Annotated in this window: 12 protein-coding genes; 4 read left to right on the forward strand and 8 right to left on the reverse strand. The window is 65.7% G+C overall.

Going from position 1 to position 15,321, the window contains the following annotated elements; genetic code table 11:
• Nucleotides 1-208: 208 nt before the first annotated feature.
• The 4 genes from ACWCPI_RS33300 to ACWCPI_RS33315 all read left to right on the forward strand — a co-directional run bounded on the left by ACWCPI_RS33300 (nucleotide 209) and on the right by ACWCPI_RS33315 (nucleotide 4,008).
• Entirely contained in the window at nucleotides 209-442 is a 234-nt protein-coding gene (locus tag ACWCPI_RS33300) for a hypothetical protein (protein ID WP_451041680.1), read from the forward strand.
• A 65-nt stretch (nucleotides 443-507) separates the two neighbouring features.
• The gene (locus tag ACWCPI_RS33305; RefSeq protein WP_451041681.1) at nucleotides 508-1,815 is read left to right on the forward strand and encodes a hemopexin repeat-containing protein; all 1,308 of its coding nucleotides are present in this window, start codon (nucleotides 508-510) and stop codon (nucleotides 1,813-1,815) included.
• 372 nt (nucleotides 1,816-2,187) lie between these two features.
• A complete protein-coding gene (locus ACWCPI_RS33310) occupies nucleotides 2,188-2,526 on the forward strand; it encodes a hypothetical protein (RefSeq protein ID WP_451041682.1) in 339 nt (112 codons plus the stop codon).
• 999 nt (nucleotides 2,527-3,525) lie between these two features.
• Nucleotides 3,526-4,008: an AfsR/SARP family transcriptional regulator gene (locus ACWCPI_RS33315; protein ID WP_451041683.1), complete on the forward strand. Its 483-nt coding sequence runs from the start codon at nucleotides 3,526-3,528 to the stop codon at nucleotides 4,006-4,008.
• Between the two features lie 121 nt (nucleotides 4,009-4,129).
• On the opposite strand, the gene ACWCPI_RS33320 is transcribed toward ACWCPI_RS33315, so the two are convergent.
• From ACWCPI_RS33320 to ACWCPI_RS33355, 8 genes are all read right to left on the reverse strand, one after another.
• Entirely contained in the window at nucleotides 4,130-5,776 is a 1,647-nt protein-coding gene (locus ACWCPI_RS33320; protein ID WP_451041684.1) for a hemopexin repeat-containing protein, read from the reverse strand.
• Nucleotides 5,777-6,183: 407 nt separating this feature from the next.
• Entirely contained in the window at nucleotides 6,184-6,951 is a 768-nt protein-coding gene (locus ACWCPI_RS33325) for a bifunctional DNA primase/polymerase (RefSeq protein WP_451041767.1), read from the reverse strand.
• Between the two features lie 1,458 nt (nucleotides 6,952-8,409).
• Nucleotides 8,410-9,249 carry a hypothetical protein gene (locus ACWCPI_RS33330; RefSeq protein WP_451041685.1) on the reverse strand — a complete coding sequence of 280 codons (840 nt, stop codon included), beginning with the start codon at nucleotides 9,247-9,249 and terminating at the stop codon, nucleotides 8,410-8,412.
• Nucleotides 9,250-9,261: 12 nt separating this feature from the next.
• Nucleotides 9,262-10,629 carry a radical SAM protein gene (locus tag ACWCPI_RS33335; protein WP_451041686.1) on the reverse strand — a complete coding sequence of 456 codons (1,368 nt, stop codon included), beginning with the start codon at nucleotides 10,627-10,629 and terminating at the stop codon, nucleotides 9,262-9,264.
• A gap of 530 nt (nucleotides 10,630-11,159) precedes the next feature.
• Entirely contained in the window at nucleotides 11,160-11,384 is a 225-nt protein-coding gene (locus tag ACWCPI_RS33340) for a hypothetical protein (protein ID WP_451041687.1), read from the reverse strand.
• An 809-nt stretch (nucleotides 11,385-12,193) separates the two neighbouring features.
• Entirely contained in the window at nucleotides 12,194-13,276 is a 1,083-nt protein-coding gene (locus ACWCPI_RS33345; protein ID WP_451041688.1) for a M14 family metallopeptidase, read from the reverse strand.
• A gap of 2 nt (nucleotides 13,277-13,278) precedes the next feature.
• Entirely contained in the window at nucleotides 13,279-13,599 is a 321-nt protein-coding gene (locus ACWCPI_RS33350) for a hypothetical protein (RefSeq protein WP_451041689.1), read from the reverse strand.
• Nucleotides 13,596-15,149, reverse strand: coding sequence for a S8 family serine peptidase (locus ACWCPI_RS33355; protein ID WP_451041690.1), 1,554 nt, complete (start codon nucleotides 15,147-15,149; stop codon nucleotides 13,596-13,598). Before ACWCPI_RS33355 ends, ACWCPI_RS33350 begins: the two co-directional genes overlap by 4 nt.
• Nucleotides 15,150-15,321 lie beyond the last annotated feature (172 nt).

Consider the following 15,321-nt stretch of genomic DNA (forward strand, 5'->3'; position numbering starts at 1 on the left):
CAGCTCCGGCTCGAACTGCCCCAGCAGTCCGCCCCCATCGAGCGCGGCAGGCGCCCCGAGGGCTACGACGCCACCGGCGGCGCGGCCGCCAGCGGCCTGCTCGGCAGCCTGCTCGGCGACATCCTGCCGTTCTGAGTCCCAAGTCATCGGCGGGACCGGCGCCGCGGACCCGTGACCGGCCCGGCCCCACCCGATCCGAGGAAGCACCATGCGGCTCGATTTGCCGAAACTGGCACCGGCGGTCGACCGGCGGGAGCACTACCTGCCGCATCGCATCGTCGTCATAGCCCACCCCCCGGGCCGGCCTGAGTTCCTGGTGCACCAGCAACCGAAGGGCCCCTTCGGCTACCTGCCCGCCGACCCCCCGCCGCTCGTGCGCGGGTACGGACGCGGCTGGAGCTGCGCACCGACAGCAGGCTGCCGGTGGACCGGCGTTCTGTGAGGGAAAGGGACGGTGGCGGGTCGCCCGAACGGCGGCCCGCCACCATGACGAGAAGGAGCGGATCCATGGCAGAGCTGCGATCGGCGATCTCCTGGTCGAACGACAGGGCCTATCTCTTCTTCGACGACGACACCTACGCTGTGTACGACTCCGTCACCGGCCTTCGGGAAGCCTCCGGGCTCAGCATCGGCGACTGGCATGGACTGCCCCACTCACCCGACGCGTTCGTGTGGTGGGGCGTGGGCAAGGCGTTCGCCTTCACCGGCTCCGACTATCTACGCTACGACGGCCCTTCGGACCAGGTCGACCCTGGCTATCCGCTGGCGATCGGCCCCCAGTGGCCCGGCCTGCCGACCGGCGCCAGCGGCGGACCCGACTGGCGCAACGGCATTGACGCGGCCGTGAACTGGGGCCACGGCAAGCTGTACCTCTTCAAGGGCGACGCGTACGTGCGCTACGACATCGCCGCGGACCGGGTGGACCCTGGCTATCCCGTCAAGATCGCGGATCGCTGGACCGGCGTTTTCCCTGCGAACCTGGACGCCGTGACGTACGCGGGCGGGAGGTACGCGTACTTCTTCCGCGGCGGAGAGTACCAGCGCTTCGACCTCGACGCCGATCAAGTGGACGACAGCGGGCCTTTCGACGCCTCCTTCCGCTTCGCGCCCACGCCCTCCGGAGGCGTGGCACCGGCCCGGCGTCTCACCCTCGCTCAGGCCAACGGGCTGATGGCCGACCTGATACGGCGTGGAAAGCTGACCCTTCAGAGCCCTCCGTTCGTCGACGGGCCGAGCGGGATCGTGTCACCGAGGCCCGACCAACGCGTGGTGGTGAGCCCGCCGGCCTTCGACGGCATCCGCTATACCAACCAGATCGCTCCGGCGTCGACCGTCATCGACAATCTCGACCAGCGCATGCTGGTCGCCCTGTACCGGCTGACCCGCTGGACCAACTCCTCGGCGCCGGACATCGCCGAGCTCCTCCACCTGGGCATCGGGCACGGGGGGCCCGACCCCAAGGACTGTCACAACCAGGGTCGCGCGATCGACCTCTCTGCAATCAAGGGTGAGGTCGACGGGGCCGGCTTCACGCGGTCGGTGCTGAAGCACTGGGGTGAGCTGCCGCGGCCGGCTGGCGTCAAGGTCCGCATCAGCCCGTCGGCCGATCCGCTCGGATACGGGCTGTTCACCACGGTCTTCCGGTTTGGCACCTTCGAGTGTGAGGGCAACGGCATCGGCCCGCAGAACAAGTGGCCTATGCCGGAACTGGGCGAGGGCGGCTTCGTGGTCTATCCGGACCACAAGGACCCGGGCCTCGCGGCCGCCCATCAGAACCATTTCCATCTACAGGTCGGCGTCACGAGACTGCCATGACGGCGGCGCTGCTCCGGCCTGGCGCCCCGACCGCGCCGCTCAGCCGATGCACGGTGGCCGACTTGCCGGTCTTCGAATCCAGGGTGGGCACAGGGCGGCGGCGCTTGTCGTGCTGGCAGGCGGCGCGTCGGCTGTAGTCGCGTGCCCGCGTGCTCCTCACGGTCGGACGGCTCGGGAAGCATCGCGGTGAGGTGGTCCGCCGGACAGGGCGTCCGTTGCGGCGTCGGGCGTGACGCAGGCCCTGCACCGTTAGGTGTACGTCCACGGCGGTGGCCACGTTCGGCAGCTGGCGCAGCACGTCCTGAGCATCCTCGAATACGGCGACGGCATCCAGGTCTAAAGGGACATGGCTCGTTGTGCTGAGCGGTGGGCGTGCGCGGCCTCGTGCGGGCAGTGTGCGAGTTTGGCAGCCAACGGGAAGGGGCTGGGTCGATCGGCGAGGCCTTGGTGGAGATGGCAAACCTGGTCGGTTCGGCCATGGACCGGGCCGCCGACGCCTTACCTTGCTGGACACGATCTCCAGGTGGCGGAGGGCTGTTCTCCGCCGAAGATCAGATCGAGGAGGTGCAACGGGACCTGGGAGGCCGGGCGATCGCGGTGTCGGCGTGGCAGCATCCCGTCGCCACGGGCCACAGGGTGATGGATACCTCGGTGCGGATGAGGGACGTCCGCCGATATCGCGGCATGATGATGGCCGTCGACGTCACCTGATCGGCCGTTACTACGAAACGCTTCGCCGACCACGCCGTCCCTGTCACTCGCCGCGTGTGTGCCCGGTAGACGGGCAGGCACGCTGAGGAACTTGCCAGCGACCCGACTGCGGCTGGTGATCATCACAGCTGATCAGAATGTCGGCAGCCGGTAGAGGCGCTTGTCGCCGTCAGTGCCGAGGGACGGGCTGCAGTTCCTCTCGATTGCGCGCTATCCGTTCGTCTCATCGCAGGTCAACAGGGACCATGTGGTGCTGAGTGACCATTGGCTTGCGAGTCTTGGTGGGACGGCGCGAGCGCCACGACTTGGAGGCAGTCACAGCCGTCATTGCCCACGGCGGCAACTACGAGGACACGCCTGTCGGCCCATAGGTACAGCGCCCGCACAAGCCTCCTGTCGGCGTGCCCGTCGTTTCGAGCGCTCTCCGCCGCTGATGTGATGCTGTGGGTGCCTTCCTCTACGGGCTGCTCGATTGCCTGAGCCAGGTCGAGTTGCGGCACAGTCCTCGGCGCTCGGACCCGATGCCGGTAAGGCCTGCCCGGTGCCCATCGTGGCGGCTTCTCCGACTGCTCTGAGCCTCCAGCAGCGATGTCCCGAAGTGTTGTGGAGGTGTTGGGGAGGCATTGGGAGGGCATTTGGGCGGCGTCCCGCAGACGTTGCTGGAGCGTTGTTTCTGCAGGTTTCAGCACGTCAACAATGCTTTTGTCGTGCCTCGGTCAAATCTGTAGCGGGTGGCGAGTGTCAGGTGCACGCTGCAGAGTGGACTTTGTGTCGTCGCTCAACGTGCGTATCGAGATTCTGGGACCGTTCGAATTGACCAACGGTGGCCAGAGGGTCTCGTTGCCCCTGGGCGCGCAGCGTCTGTTGGCTTACCTCGCTCTGCAACAAGACGGAGCGCATCGGAGTGTCGCTGCCGCAGACCTTTGGCCGGATTGCACTGCTTGCCGGTCTGCCGCCAATTTGCGGTCCGCCTTGTGCCATGCACGGCGAGTGGCGTCGATGAATGTCATCACGAGCGTCGGCCAGCGCCTCCTTCTGTCTCCTGACGTGCATGTGGATCTCCAGGAGGCGTGGGAGGGCGCCCGCCAGGGAGCCGAGGGCAGCTGGCCGCTTTCGAACGACTGGGAGGATCTGCTCAATAAGCTGGGAAAAGAATTGTTGCCCGGCTGGCTCGATGAATGGTTGACGCTTGAGCGAGACAGATGGGATCAGCTGCGCGTTTATGCTCTCGAAAACGTAGCCCAGAAATTTCAGGCAGCTGGACAGTACATGCCCGCCTTGCAGGCGGCACTTGAAGCAATTTCCGTCGATCCGTTCCGGGAGACAGCACATCGGATTGTCATGGAGGTGCACTTGGCCGAAGGGAACATTGCTAGCGCCATAAAGCGGTATCAGCAATACCGGACGCTTTTGCTGCGTGAATTGAGAGTGGCTCCCTCACGGCAGATGACCCAGCTCATTCGCGACGTGCCTCGACCATAGCCTTCGCAGTGCGGCCAGCCGGGTTCGTGTCCGCAGATGGGTCGCTAATACTGGATCCCTTGCACATCGAGCTTCTACCGGGGAAATTATTACCCGGAGGCACCGTCTGCACGGATGAGTTCTACGGCAGGCCGGGCCAGTTCCCAGCGACCGACTTAGGATAGCCGGAATCGGCCGCGTCGGCCGCGACGTCGAAACTTATGTATTGTTGACCTTGGAAGAAATAGGCTTTTCCGTTGTTCCAGACAACGGCCCCGCCAAGGTCTGCCGGCCACAGGCCCGCCCAGTTTGCGGTGATGGGCTGTGGGTACCCGCTGTCGACCTTGTCGGCAGCAATGTCGTAGCGGACATACTGCGACCCGCGGAAGAAGTATGCCTTCCCATTAGGCCACACCACCGCAGCATCCACCCCGTCGACGAACAGGCCCGGCCAGTTCGAAGAAATCGGCTTGGGATACCCAGCGTCTGCCTTCTTCGTTGCGATGTCGACGCGAATGTATTGTGAGCCGCGGAAGAAGTATGCCTTCCCATTGGGCCACACCACCGCAGCATCCACCCGGTCCCCGAACAGGCCGGGCCAGTTCGAAGAAATCGGCTTGGGATACCCAGCGTCTACCTTGTCGGCGGCAACGTCGTAGCGGAAGTAGCTGCCAGCGACGAACATGTACGCCTTGCCGCTGGGCCAGACAACGGGTGCTCGAACCACGCTCGTCGCTAGGTGCTCGGTGAAGTACTCGTGGTTGTCGGCGTTCTGTATAGCCTGCGCAGGCTGGGTCGAAGCGAGGTTTCGGGCGCCGCTCTCGCCGTATGCCAAGTCGTCTGTCAGCGATACGGCATGACTCAGCTCATGTGCGACTGTGCCGAATTGGCAATCCGTGCCTACGGCAGTAGCGGACCAGAAGCTAGCGCACAGCCATACCTTGCGAGTGTTTTTGTAGGTGTACGCATACCAGCCGGGCTGGCAGCCTGCCCCTGTGAGATCGTACGTGATGCTCTGGCCTGCGATCGCTCCACTGATGTCAGTGAAGTGCTGTTGCACGGTTGTATAGCGAATTGGGTCATGGGTACCGAACCATCCAGCAGAAAGCTCATTTACTGAGCCCGGCGTTGACTTCAGCTGCTGCATCGCAGTGTGCGCGTAGACGCCTGCATTCTCGTGAGCTGCGCGGACCATTTCCTGGCGGTCCGACGTTCCACCAACGAGCACAGGCGCGAGAGCGGCCACCCTGGCAACCGCAGGACCGCCAGGCGGCTGGATCCCCCCGAGCTCGCCTCGCACCTTCTCAGCGACTGTGGTTCGGGGCTCACCGCCCTCAACAACTTCGAATGTGGTTTGCACCTGATCAAGCTCGAAGCCCTGGTGCTCCTCGCGGAGGCGCGCGGACACCTCAGCCTCATCATGGCCCCGCACGACGGCATCGAGCACTTGCGTCTCGAGCGTGACGTTGTAGGTGCCAGGAGAGTCGATTGGATATGCCGTGGTGAGGTCGACGATCTCGGTGACAGTCTCGCCGGCTCGGATCAGGCGGTACGAGGCAGCGTCAGGCTCACCACGCTTCACATACCGGCCGTCGTACGGCACGAGGAGTCCGTCAAAACGTACACGGAAGTAGTCAAGGACCTCGGTCGCGGTCTCAAGCGGTGTGTTCCACGCAAGGATCCAGACATCACGGTCACTGACGTTTTCCATCCTGAACGTGACGAGCACTGGCTCGCCGATTGAATACCTTTGCGCGCTGTCAAGTGATACGCGGAAATACTCCTTCATGGCGCATTACCTCGCAGGTGGGGCATCGAGTCACACCAGATTGTTCGACACGAGCATCACTGGGCTATTGCTCAGATGTCTACTGCAGCAAGCATCTGCGTTGCCGAGGCGTTCCTAACTGCTGGCTGTACTGTTTAACGCTGGTTTTTCGCTCCCGAGACAGTTATCACAGGGGCAGCGTTATGCCCAACTCCTGCATGGCGCTGGATGGCGGGCCGCCTTAAGAGCGTTCGGTGGGACTGTCAAACGAGTGGTGCAACTGCGGTAGTTGGGGTTCACTGACGGGCCGCCGACAGACGTTGTCGATGGTGAGCGGGTGGTGTCCCACCGGTACCAGCCGAGCTCAGGGACGTGCCGGTAGTCGTTGGTGTAGCGCTTGGCGAAGAGTTTGGCGTCGCCGCGGTCTGTCAGGGTGTCCGGCAGCAGGCCGTGGGGGGTGGCTCGGCCGAGAGGACGCTCCGTGTGGCCTGCGCGGGCAGCGGCACGGCGGCGGCCTGCTCGCGGATCTGAGCGGCCACGGCTTCGGGGTCAAGTCGAAGAGGGTCTCGTTGCCGGAGGACGTCATGGGCGCCTCCCGGTGGCGTGGAAGGGCTTATTGAAGGCTGCGGCGAGGCCGCTGCGCATGATCTGCTGGATACGCAGCTCCTGATCCGGGCGGGCTGCGGCTGCGGATTCCCGAAGGGCCTGCTCGGCTTCCCGCTGGGAGAGTCGGCCGGCCGCGATGAAGCCACCGACGGGGAAGGCTGCACGGTTGAGGCGTCAGAGACCCCAGCGCCTTCGGCGACCTGGCCGCAGGCCTCGACCGGCGTGAGGACCACAGCGAGGATGTGCGCGGCTCGGCCGCGGCCGCCGCCGGCAGCGAGGACAGCCTGCTGGGCGCGCGGCGGGACGGGCCGTGGAGCAGGAATACTGGGTGCGGGCAAGTGCCCTGTGCGATCCAGTTCCTGGGCAAGCCACAGAGGCAGTGGGGCGGGATCGCGGGCCACCCCAACGGGGATGCAGGTGTAACGGTCGGCGAGGGTGCCGGGGGCGATGATGTAGCTGCCCTGGGCGCGGATGTCGACCTGCCAGGCCAGGGCACGGCCCGGGCTGGAGCCGACGGAAGAGAGCCACTGGCGGTTCCCGGTGGCCCGGTACCACACGTGGAGGCCCCCAGAGGGAGTGCGCACGCGCACAAACCGGCAGGAAGCCTCGAGAAACTGCTCGTCCGTCAAGGGGGCGTGTCGCCGATGAAGTCGCGGTGGTCACCCGGGCGGCCCAGCTGGTGCGGTGCGCAGCACCGGGGAGTATGCCCTCGATAACGCTTACGTGCGGGGCGCAGGCCGGCGCGAGGACTCGTGTCGCCTGCTCGCCTGCAGCTCCCGAAGACACCTGCTGTCGAGCAGCTTGCTGACGGTGTTGGGCTACAGGCTCCGGGCGTTCGCAGCTTGGCTGCGGGTGAGCACTCGTCGGTCGAGTCTTCGGATGCCACCAGTTCGATGGACGGCAGCAATGATCAACCTGACTCGACGCTGTTGATTCCGCTGCTGTAGCAGCTCAGCGTTGGCGCAACGGGCAGGCGCGCCGGCGTCCTTGTCCTGGTCCGATAAGGAGGAGGCGCGGCCCGGTCCCGGAGTCGCGCCCCCTCCTGCGCGCCCGTGAAGGGCAGGTATCCGCAGGCCGGAGTCGATTGGATGCGAACGTAGGCTCGCGAACAGTCAGGAGACGATGTACGGGTGGAGAGGATTGAGGCCTCCGCCTGTCCATTTGCTGTCCCAGCCGAAAAGGGGCGGGGCGACAATGTTCGCTGCGACGCCAGGGTTAGTACCCAGAACACCCGCAGCCGCGACTTCGCCCCGGTGGACGGGTGGCGCCTGATGAGGCATATGCAATGCGGTGCCGGACCGGCACCTTGCCTCATCGCGCCCATCCTGCTGCCTCATGATCATTCTCCTGTCGTTTTTGATCATCCTGCCCACTTAGGCACGAATGGCTTTTTGTCGGGCTCAGTGGTCGCGCTGGGCATAGTAGAACCGGCGCACGATGACATGAACGTCACGCTGGTTTTGGTGGGCCGATTCGCAGTGAGAGGGGTCCGTCAGTACTGCACTGCACCCCCTGGGTTGCCGGGGAGCTCACCCGTCGGGGAATACCGTGCTGTACCGACCGGACACCCATCCGATGCTCTTCCCGACTGTGTGGGCAGGGTGTCGGATCAGATGAGTACAAGACTCCATCACCGATGTCGGAATGGTGTGCCTCAACCGTTCTCAGCGCGTCTCACGAACATCTCTCGTTCATCTACCGCTTGCCCGTCTCGGGCTGGCGGTGCAATGCAGCAGGGCGCGGGAGGATGACCACGCGAGGAGAGGGCCTGGGGATGCAGGAGGTCAGCCCTGACCGGCCGTGCCGCCCGGCGCCGAATGTAGGGCCGCTGGTGTGGGCGGACGGGACGCCCGGAGCGGCAAGGCCGAGGAGCGCAGCACGTTTTAGGCGCATCGCCTTCTGCTGCACTGAGGCGTTGCCCACGCCTGGGCAGCCATGTGCAGGCGGGCCGCGCAGTACTCCGCTGTCTGGCTGAGACTCCCCGACGGCCAACCCAGGGGAATGTGGTGTTCGGACGGTTGCGTCGGTTGTTTTCCCTCCCAGCGGGGTCAGACGCGGGCGAGTTGGGGGCAGTCGAAGGTCAGCGTCGGCAGAAGGAGCCATTGCTGCGGATTCCGGCGGATCAGCCCTTCTAGGAGATGTGCGATCAGTTGACGCATGCTTTCCCGTGCGGATCGTGCCTCCCGGGGCTTTCCCTGCACGAGGAGGGGTTCGTCGAATTCCACCGCGATCTGCTCGCCGCCAAGGGACCTCATGGACGCCGGCAACAGCATGGTGCCGGGCCGGCATGCGGCGGCGACGAATCCCGATGAGAGGGGACGGGGACGTCCGAACAGCGTGGTCAACTGGACACTGCGGCCGGCGTATACGAAGTCGGCGTAGGTGCCGAGTACGCCGCCGGCGGCAAGGTGTCCGAGGATGTCCCGGATCGATCCGGCATCACCGTTCGCAACGGAGAGCCGTGCGCCGTACCGGGGCACGGCGCCTTCGCCGAAGGCGACCACCGGCCGGTCGGCGAACACGGCCGCGAACGTGTGGAGCGCATCCGCCGTGGTCATCGTCATGGGCGTGACCATGACGGTGGGATGACCGCTGGTCTCCTCCAGCCAATGCCGTCCCGACGTCACTGTGGCCGGCAGCGGCCGGGCCGTGCCCGTCGTCCAGGAGGCCTGACGCCAGGCGCACCAAAACTGATGACCGATGTGATCGCGGGGGTCGTCGCTTCCCGGATCCACCAGACGCAGCGCGGCGCGAAGACTCGGCAGTTCCCCGTAGGGATCGCGCTCGCATACCCAATCGGCCAGGCAGCGGATTTCTTGGGGCGGTCGCCGGCAAAATACCCGGCTCGCGCAGGGATCGTAGGAGAGCTGGTGCAAGGCCCCGGCCATGCCAGGCATCGTTCATCCCAACGTTCGCAGGTAGCCGAGAAGATGCGGGGTATGGGCCAGGGAGTAGGAGATCTTGTCAAAGGCGCACAACGCCACCGCACAGGACTCCTGCCCGACACCGTTGAGTTCCGGGGCGTGTGCGAGGCAGGTGCCTCCGCAGACCCCGTACCAGATGCACTCCGAACACTGGGTGCCGCTGAGGTCCCGGCTGCGGATGAGAGCAGCGGTATCGCTGCTGCGGGCCGCGACCAGTCCCTCCTCGACGGAGCCGAGGTCGGATAGCGGGCCGGTGGGATCGATGCAGTCGCACGCCTCGACGGTGCCGTCGGCGGAGACGGACAGCAGGTCACGGCCGGCACCGCACTGCGGGCGCATGCACATGTTGCGCCCGGGTCCGGCGAGGAAGTTGTCCACGTACTTCTTGACGGGCAGGACGGGAAAGCCGTCGAACTCCCCGCCCTCGACGGCGTCGAACAGTTCGACCCACGCGCCGACCAGGGAAACGGGGTCGAGGGTGAACTGTGCCTGGCGTTCCCGTCCCCGGCCGGTCGGCTGGAACAGGCTCCAGTCCCACGATTTCATGGCGAGATCACGGAAGTGCCTGGCCAGCTCCAGGAGTCTGCCCTGGTTGGCGGAGGTGATGGTGCTCATGACGCCGCATCCGCGGACGAAGGCCGGGTACCGTTCCAGGGCCCTGGAGAAATGAACGTATGTGCCGCGTCCCTTGTGATCGACTCGGAAGTGGTCGTGAAGATCCGGCCCGCCGTCGACCGACACGCCCCAGGTGATGTCGTTCCGGAGGGAGAAGTCCACGATTGCGTCGCTGAGGCGGGACAGATTCGTCTGACCCATGAACCGGATTTGTTTGCCCTGCCGGGCGGCGAGTCGCCGGCCGGTCGTCACGAGCTCCTCCACCAGATGCCATACCAGCATGGGCTCACCGCCGTGGAGGATCACCTGCAATTCCTGCTCGGCGAGGTCGAGGGCCTGCTGCAGGGCGCTCACGGCCGTGTCCCGTGACAGCGCGACGGCCCGTTCGAAGGTCTCGTAGTCGTAGCAGTAGGAACAGGCGTGGTTGCAGGCATTGGTCAGCTTGAGGATCACCGTGTTGAGTGCCTCGAATCGCCGCTCGGACCCGATGACCCCGATACCCCGCTCGACGAGCAGTCCCCGCAGTCGGGCGACCGGGCCGCGGATCTGTTCGGGCAGCCGGTGGGCCGGCGACGTCACGAGCGGCAGCAGTTTCCCCGTCGGTGAGTCGATCGTCACCCAGTGGCCTGAAACCCTGTCCATCACCAGCAGATAGTCACCGCGCCGAAGCGCTCTCACCCGACTGGGGTCGAAGCGATCCCGGTGCAGGGTGACGGGAATGGCGGCCATGGTGATCCTGGTCCTTACGGTCCGCAGAGTGAGTGTGAATCTGATGATCTTGAGCCGGTGCCGACCGGCGGGATCCGCTGAAAGGGCGCGAGGCAGGACGCCTCGCCGGGGCCGGCGGCGCGGATACGGGGGATGGCGAAGCCGCGACGGGTGCTCCTTTCACCGGCCCGGAACCGGTGCGGCCGGGAGGCCATCTGCGTGTAAGGGCGGTCTTCCCGGACGGCCCCCACATGGCGGAACTCGTGCGGCACCACACCGGTACGCATGCCTGGGCTCCGGGACGGTCAGGGTCTGCGCCACGCGGGTCGGCGGCTGCCCGTAACGGGCGCGCCGGTTGTGGGCCTTCGCCGTTCGCTCGCTCCCGGGCGACGTCCCAGGCCGCACGCGCAGACCCTCCAGCGCATTTCTACACGGTGAATACGCAATGTGCCGCCAGGAGCGGGACGCGGGACCGGGCGCGTCGAGCGCAGGCCGCCGCCGGCGTTCCGGTCAGGTCGCACGGGTTCGGGCAGGCGGCGCGGCAGGTGGTCTCATTCGGCACAAGCACGCCTCCATACGGGCGGCAGCGCTGCTGCGGCAACGCCGGGCCGCATCGCCTCGATTGCGACTGCGTTGGTGCCGGCGGGCCTGATGTCGTCAGGGAGGCGGGCCAATGCGTGGGCGGCCGCTTCCTTGACGTACGCCTCGATCTCCTTCTCGGACATGTTGTGCAAGCCCATAGACTCCGGCGCCTGGAAGGTGATGACCTGGACCACAACTACTCCACAAATGGATACAAAAGATCACGTACCTCGGAAAGTATCAGAATGCTCGCGCTGTGCAACGGCTGTCGGGCAAGAGTGAACGTGAGTATGGGCTGGGCCACTCGAGTGCAGCCGCGAGGCGCCGCTGACGGCAGGGAGCCATGCCGTTCCGCCGCTTCGTGCGGTCACCCCCGGTCCGGTTCGCCCCGGACAGGCGGACTCCAGGTTGACGGCACCACGGCCGTCCGCGAGAGGCCGGCGCCGGTTCTCTGTTACCCCCGACATCCTCTTCACCAGCCTGCTGGAGGCAATGGACCAGCTCCTCGCGGACGCAGCCTCAGGACCAATCAGAGTGGCGCGGGGCCGCACTGGCCGATTCCGATGTAACCCGCTCCTGGCGGTCGTCTGTCCCGAACCGTAGCGCTCGCCGAGGTCATATGGGCTGGGAACGGCGCCAGGCCCCCGGGGGGGGGAGGCGACCACGGCCTGACTCGAGGCAGGTCGGCGAGCAACTCGGTCTGCCCCGACAGGGGCTCGGGCCGCAGCGAGGATGCCCGCTGGAAGCGGCTGCCTCACGGTTACCGACACTCCACCGAAATCCGGCTTGTTGCAGGCTGGCTCCTGACTCACCTGGGTCTACAGAACTTCTCCGTCCTTTGTTGACGTCGTCCTCGCCTGCGCGCGGCGCCCTGGCCATGAAGGTTGCTCGGACAACGCCGTGTAGGAGTCGTCCCCACCTATGGGGAGGCCGTCGGGCCATGGCGGAATTCGACTATCTGGCCGAGTTGGTCGTCCTTTGAGCACGGCCATACCAGCGTCCGCTACGCCCTGTTGGTGACCTTGGGAGCGTTCAGTGCCAGTGCCAGCAGCGCGGCCGAGACCTCCTCGATGACCTGTTCGGCCTCGGTGAAGACTGGTTGGAACCTGTCACCGCACTCGATCGTGTAGCTGAACACCTTCGTGGCGACCGGGTTGGTGAAGTGTCGGCTGTACGCGTAGTCGTCGCTCGTCCCCGAGGTGGGGTACAGCCCGTAGGCTGCCTCGACTCCGTAGTCGAGACCGCGCACCGCACGGACCGCATCGTTCATCTGCTCCGCCAGTTCGACAGCGATCTTCAGGTCCGATTCGGGGATGAACTCGCCGATGCCGTCGTCCGGCCGCCCCCGTACCGCATCGAGATCGGGGTTGCGGAAGTTGTCGGTAGGGGCGGTGGACTGATTCTGGTCGTCGCCCCAGTTGTGCAGGATCGCCGGAACCGCGCTGTGGACGTCGACCATCCACCGGATCTGCGGGTGACTGTCGAGCGCCCAGACAATGTTGCGGGTCTCGGGCTCCGACGCAGCTGCTGGCCCTCGGTAAACCTGCGGATCGCACGGGTCGTCCGAGGTGTGGACATCCGCGTCCGGGGCGAATTTCGCGGTGTGATCCCAGAGGAAGTTGAAGTTCCTGTTGAGGTCCACCCCTGTGCAAGACGGGTCCGTGGACCCGTGGGGCGCCGGTCGGCGGTTCTTCCGCCACATCGGGGAAGTGGTCTGGCTGAAGGCCCGGCCGTCGGGGTTGATACAGGGGAAGAAGAACAGATTGACGTTCTCCACGACCTGCGTGACCTGGGCCGCCGTGAACGTCGACGCCCCGTAGGCGAGCCCGGTGCCCAAGCTGTATGCCTCGAGTAGGTCTGCTGCCAACGAGACCAGCGCGTCGGGCGGCACCCACTCGCGGGCATGCATTCCGCCCAGCAGCAGGAGTCCGGGCATCTCGTCGGCTTGCTGCGTCCCGACCCGCAACATCCTCGCTATTCGGCCCTCGTGGGTGGGGTGGGGCGGAGTGATGATTTCTGTTGCCGCGGGGTAAGCGCCGTACAAAGTGGTGATCGCCGATTCGATCTCGGCCACGTTGAGGTACACAGTCACTCCTTCCGACCGAGACCATGCGGAACGATGTCCCGGTCAGCAAAGCGGTCACCACCACCGACCTCTTCCTTCCGGCTACGCCAGTTCTCCGTGACATTCTCGACCTCGGTGATGTCTACCAGCGGTGCCGATTTGGCTGCTCTTGCCCGGCCAAGCTGGTCCTGGCGGAGGTAGACGTCCAGTTCGACGCCCGCCCGGGTGCCTCGCGCGATGGCTCGGCAGCCGACATCGGGTTGGGTCTCGTGGAGGAACTCCCTGAGCGCTTCAGCGTTCTCAGCGACGACTCGGCAGCGGACAACGTCCGGTTTCTCGTTCATGGCTTCATCCCCTCAGCGAGCGCGACGGCCTCGGATGCGTTTACCCGGCCGAAGCCGTAGTCGTCGTTGTGACCGGCCGCGTCGTACTGCACTCCCGGTCCTCCGATCTTGTCGGCCGACTTGTGCATCAACTCGCGCAGCTGGTCTCTCGTCAGGTGGGGGTTCACCGACACCGCCAGTGCGGCGCATCCGGCCGCACAGGGAGCGGCGAAGCTGGTGCCGGTGCTCGTTCCGTAGCCGCCGCCGGATTTGGTGCTGCGGACGTTGACACCGGGTGCGATCAGTTCGACCTCTGGGCCGCGTGCCGCGTTGTCCTCTCGATCCTTGTTGGTCGACCGCACCACGGCGATCACGTCCGGATGGGAGACCACTTCATCCTTGGTGATGTCGACGTTCATGCCGTTGCTCGCCGCCCAGAAGATCGGCAGTCCCTTGCCCTGGCGGCCGTGAGTGGCGGCGAATTCGAGAGCAAGGTCCAGGGCGCTCGTCAGATCCCAGTCCGCACCGTTAGGGCCCAGACTGCTGACAAGGAGGTCTGCCCCACTCTCAGGGCCGGTCCCGGGAACTTCCATCGACGGGTCGGCCGCGTATGCCACGGCGCGGGCGAGTGTCACCTGCGAACCGATCTGGTCTGTCAGGCATGCCACGAGCATCAGGCTGCACTCGGGTGCCGCGCCTGTGCCGCCCACCCCGTTGTTGAGCCGGGCCCCGACCAGGCCGGCGCAGAAGGTGCCGTGATCACTGTCGGGCATCCCTGAGATACCTTGAACGAAGACCGCGTCTGCCCCGTCGTTGATGAAGAATCCGGACAACGGATCCACCCCGTTGGTGAGGTCCGGGTGTTCCGCGTCGAAGCCGTTGTCGATGACGGCGACTCGGATCCCGGCCCCGAAGGTCCGATCCCAGGCCGACTCGATGTGGACGTCGGCGTCCGGCGTACCGCCGTTGGTACCGGCGTTCCTCCATTGCCACTGCCGGGGGTACTGGGCACCGGTGGGCCTGAACCGGGTGGGGACGTGCTCGATGAACGACGGTTCGGCGAAGACGAAGAGGTCGTTGTCATGGAGCTCGACGGAGGCCCCGAGAGCATCATGTGACGCTGTGGTGCGCACCTCATACAGATGCGTCGCAAAGTGGAGCTTGTTGACAACGGTCAAACCAGCCGACTCGAGCTCGATCTCGGCTTCCTCCTCCGAGAGCGTCGGCCGCAGCTGGACAGTCAACGCGTCGGTCGCGATACCGAGCCTGCCGCTGGGCCGCCGGACGGCCTTGCCGGTCGCCTCTACGCCAGGGATCTCCCCGCCTGCACTGATCGCTTCGCGGGTCCGCTGGTTCGGTCTGAGGAATACCCAGTTGGCGCGGGCAAAGGCGTTGGTCGTCTCGTCGTCGACGCCAGCCGCACGTATCTGCCTGCGGGCGCTGCTTCCCAGTTCTGCCTCTACCTCGGCGGCTGGAGGACTGGGGTAGCCCCTGCCCATCTTGACCGCGACTACATCGTCGAGCTCTTCAGCCTCGACGAGGTGACCACGCTGGTAGTACTGGCGTGCCATGGCACTCGCCTCTTCGTATCCGGTGAGATCCCTTGTACGAGAATCCCCCGGCCCTGTTCAGGCGACGTGGGGCGGATGGTGTCATGGCGTTGCTCACCCGTTTCCGAGGCGTCAACGACGCGTCGTCCTCGCAGGAAACAGCGGTTGGTGCGGACGCCAAAAGAGTGTGAGC

This window comes from Streptomyces sp. NPDC001920, from assembly GCF_053594495.1.

Coding starts and splice junctions, on each gene's coding strand:
- ACWCPI_RS33300 (WP_451041680.1), top strand. CDS start 209: ATGCGGCTCGATTTGCCGAAACTGGCACCGGCGGTCGACCGGCGGGAG.
- ACWCPI_RS33305 (WP_451041681.1), top strand. CDS start 508: ATGGCAGAGCTGCGATCGGCGATCTCCTGGTCGAACGACAGGGCCTAT.
- ACWCPI_RS33315 (WP_451041683.1), top strand. CDS start 3,526: ATGAATGTCATCACGAGCGTCGGCCAGCGCCTCCTTCTGTCTCCTGAC.
- ACWCPI_RS33320 (WP_451041684.1), bottom strand. CDS start 5,776: ATGAAGGAGTATTTCCGCGTATCACTTGACAGCGCGCAAAGGTATTCA.
- ACWCPI_RS33330 (WP_451041685.1), bottom strand. CDS start 9,249: ATGGCCGGGGCCTTGCACCAGCTCTCCTACGATCCCTGCGCGAGCCGG.
- ACWCPI_RS33335 (WP_451041686.1), bottom strand. CDS start 10,629: ATGGCCGCCATTCCCGTCACCCTGCACCGGGATCGCTTCGACCCCAGT.
- ACWCPI_RS33350 (WP_451041689.1), bottom strand. CDS start 13,599: ATGAACGAGAAACCGGACGTTGTCCGCTGCCGAGTCGTCGCTGAGAAC.
- ACWCPI_RS33355 (WP_451041690.1), bottom strand. CDS start 15,149: ATGGCACGCCAGTACTACCAGCGTGGTCACCTCGTCGAGGCTGAAGAG.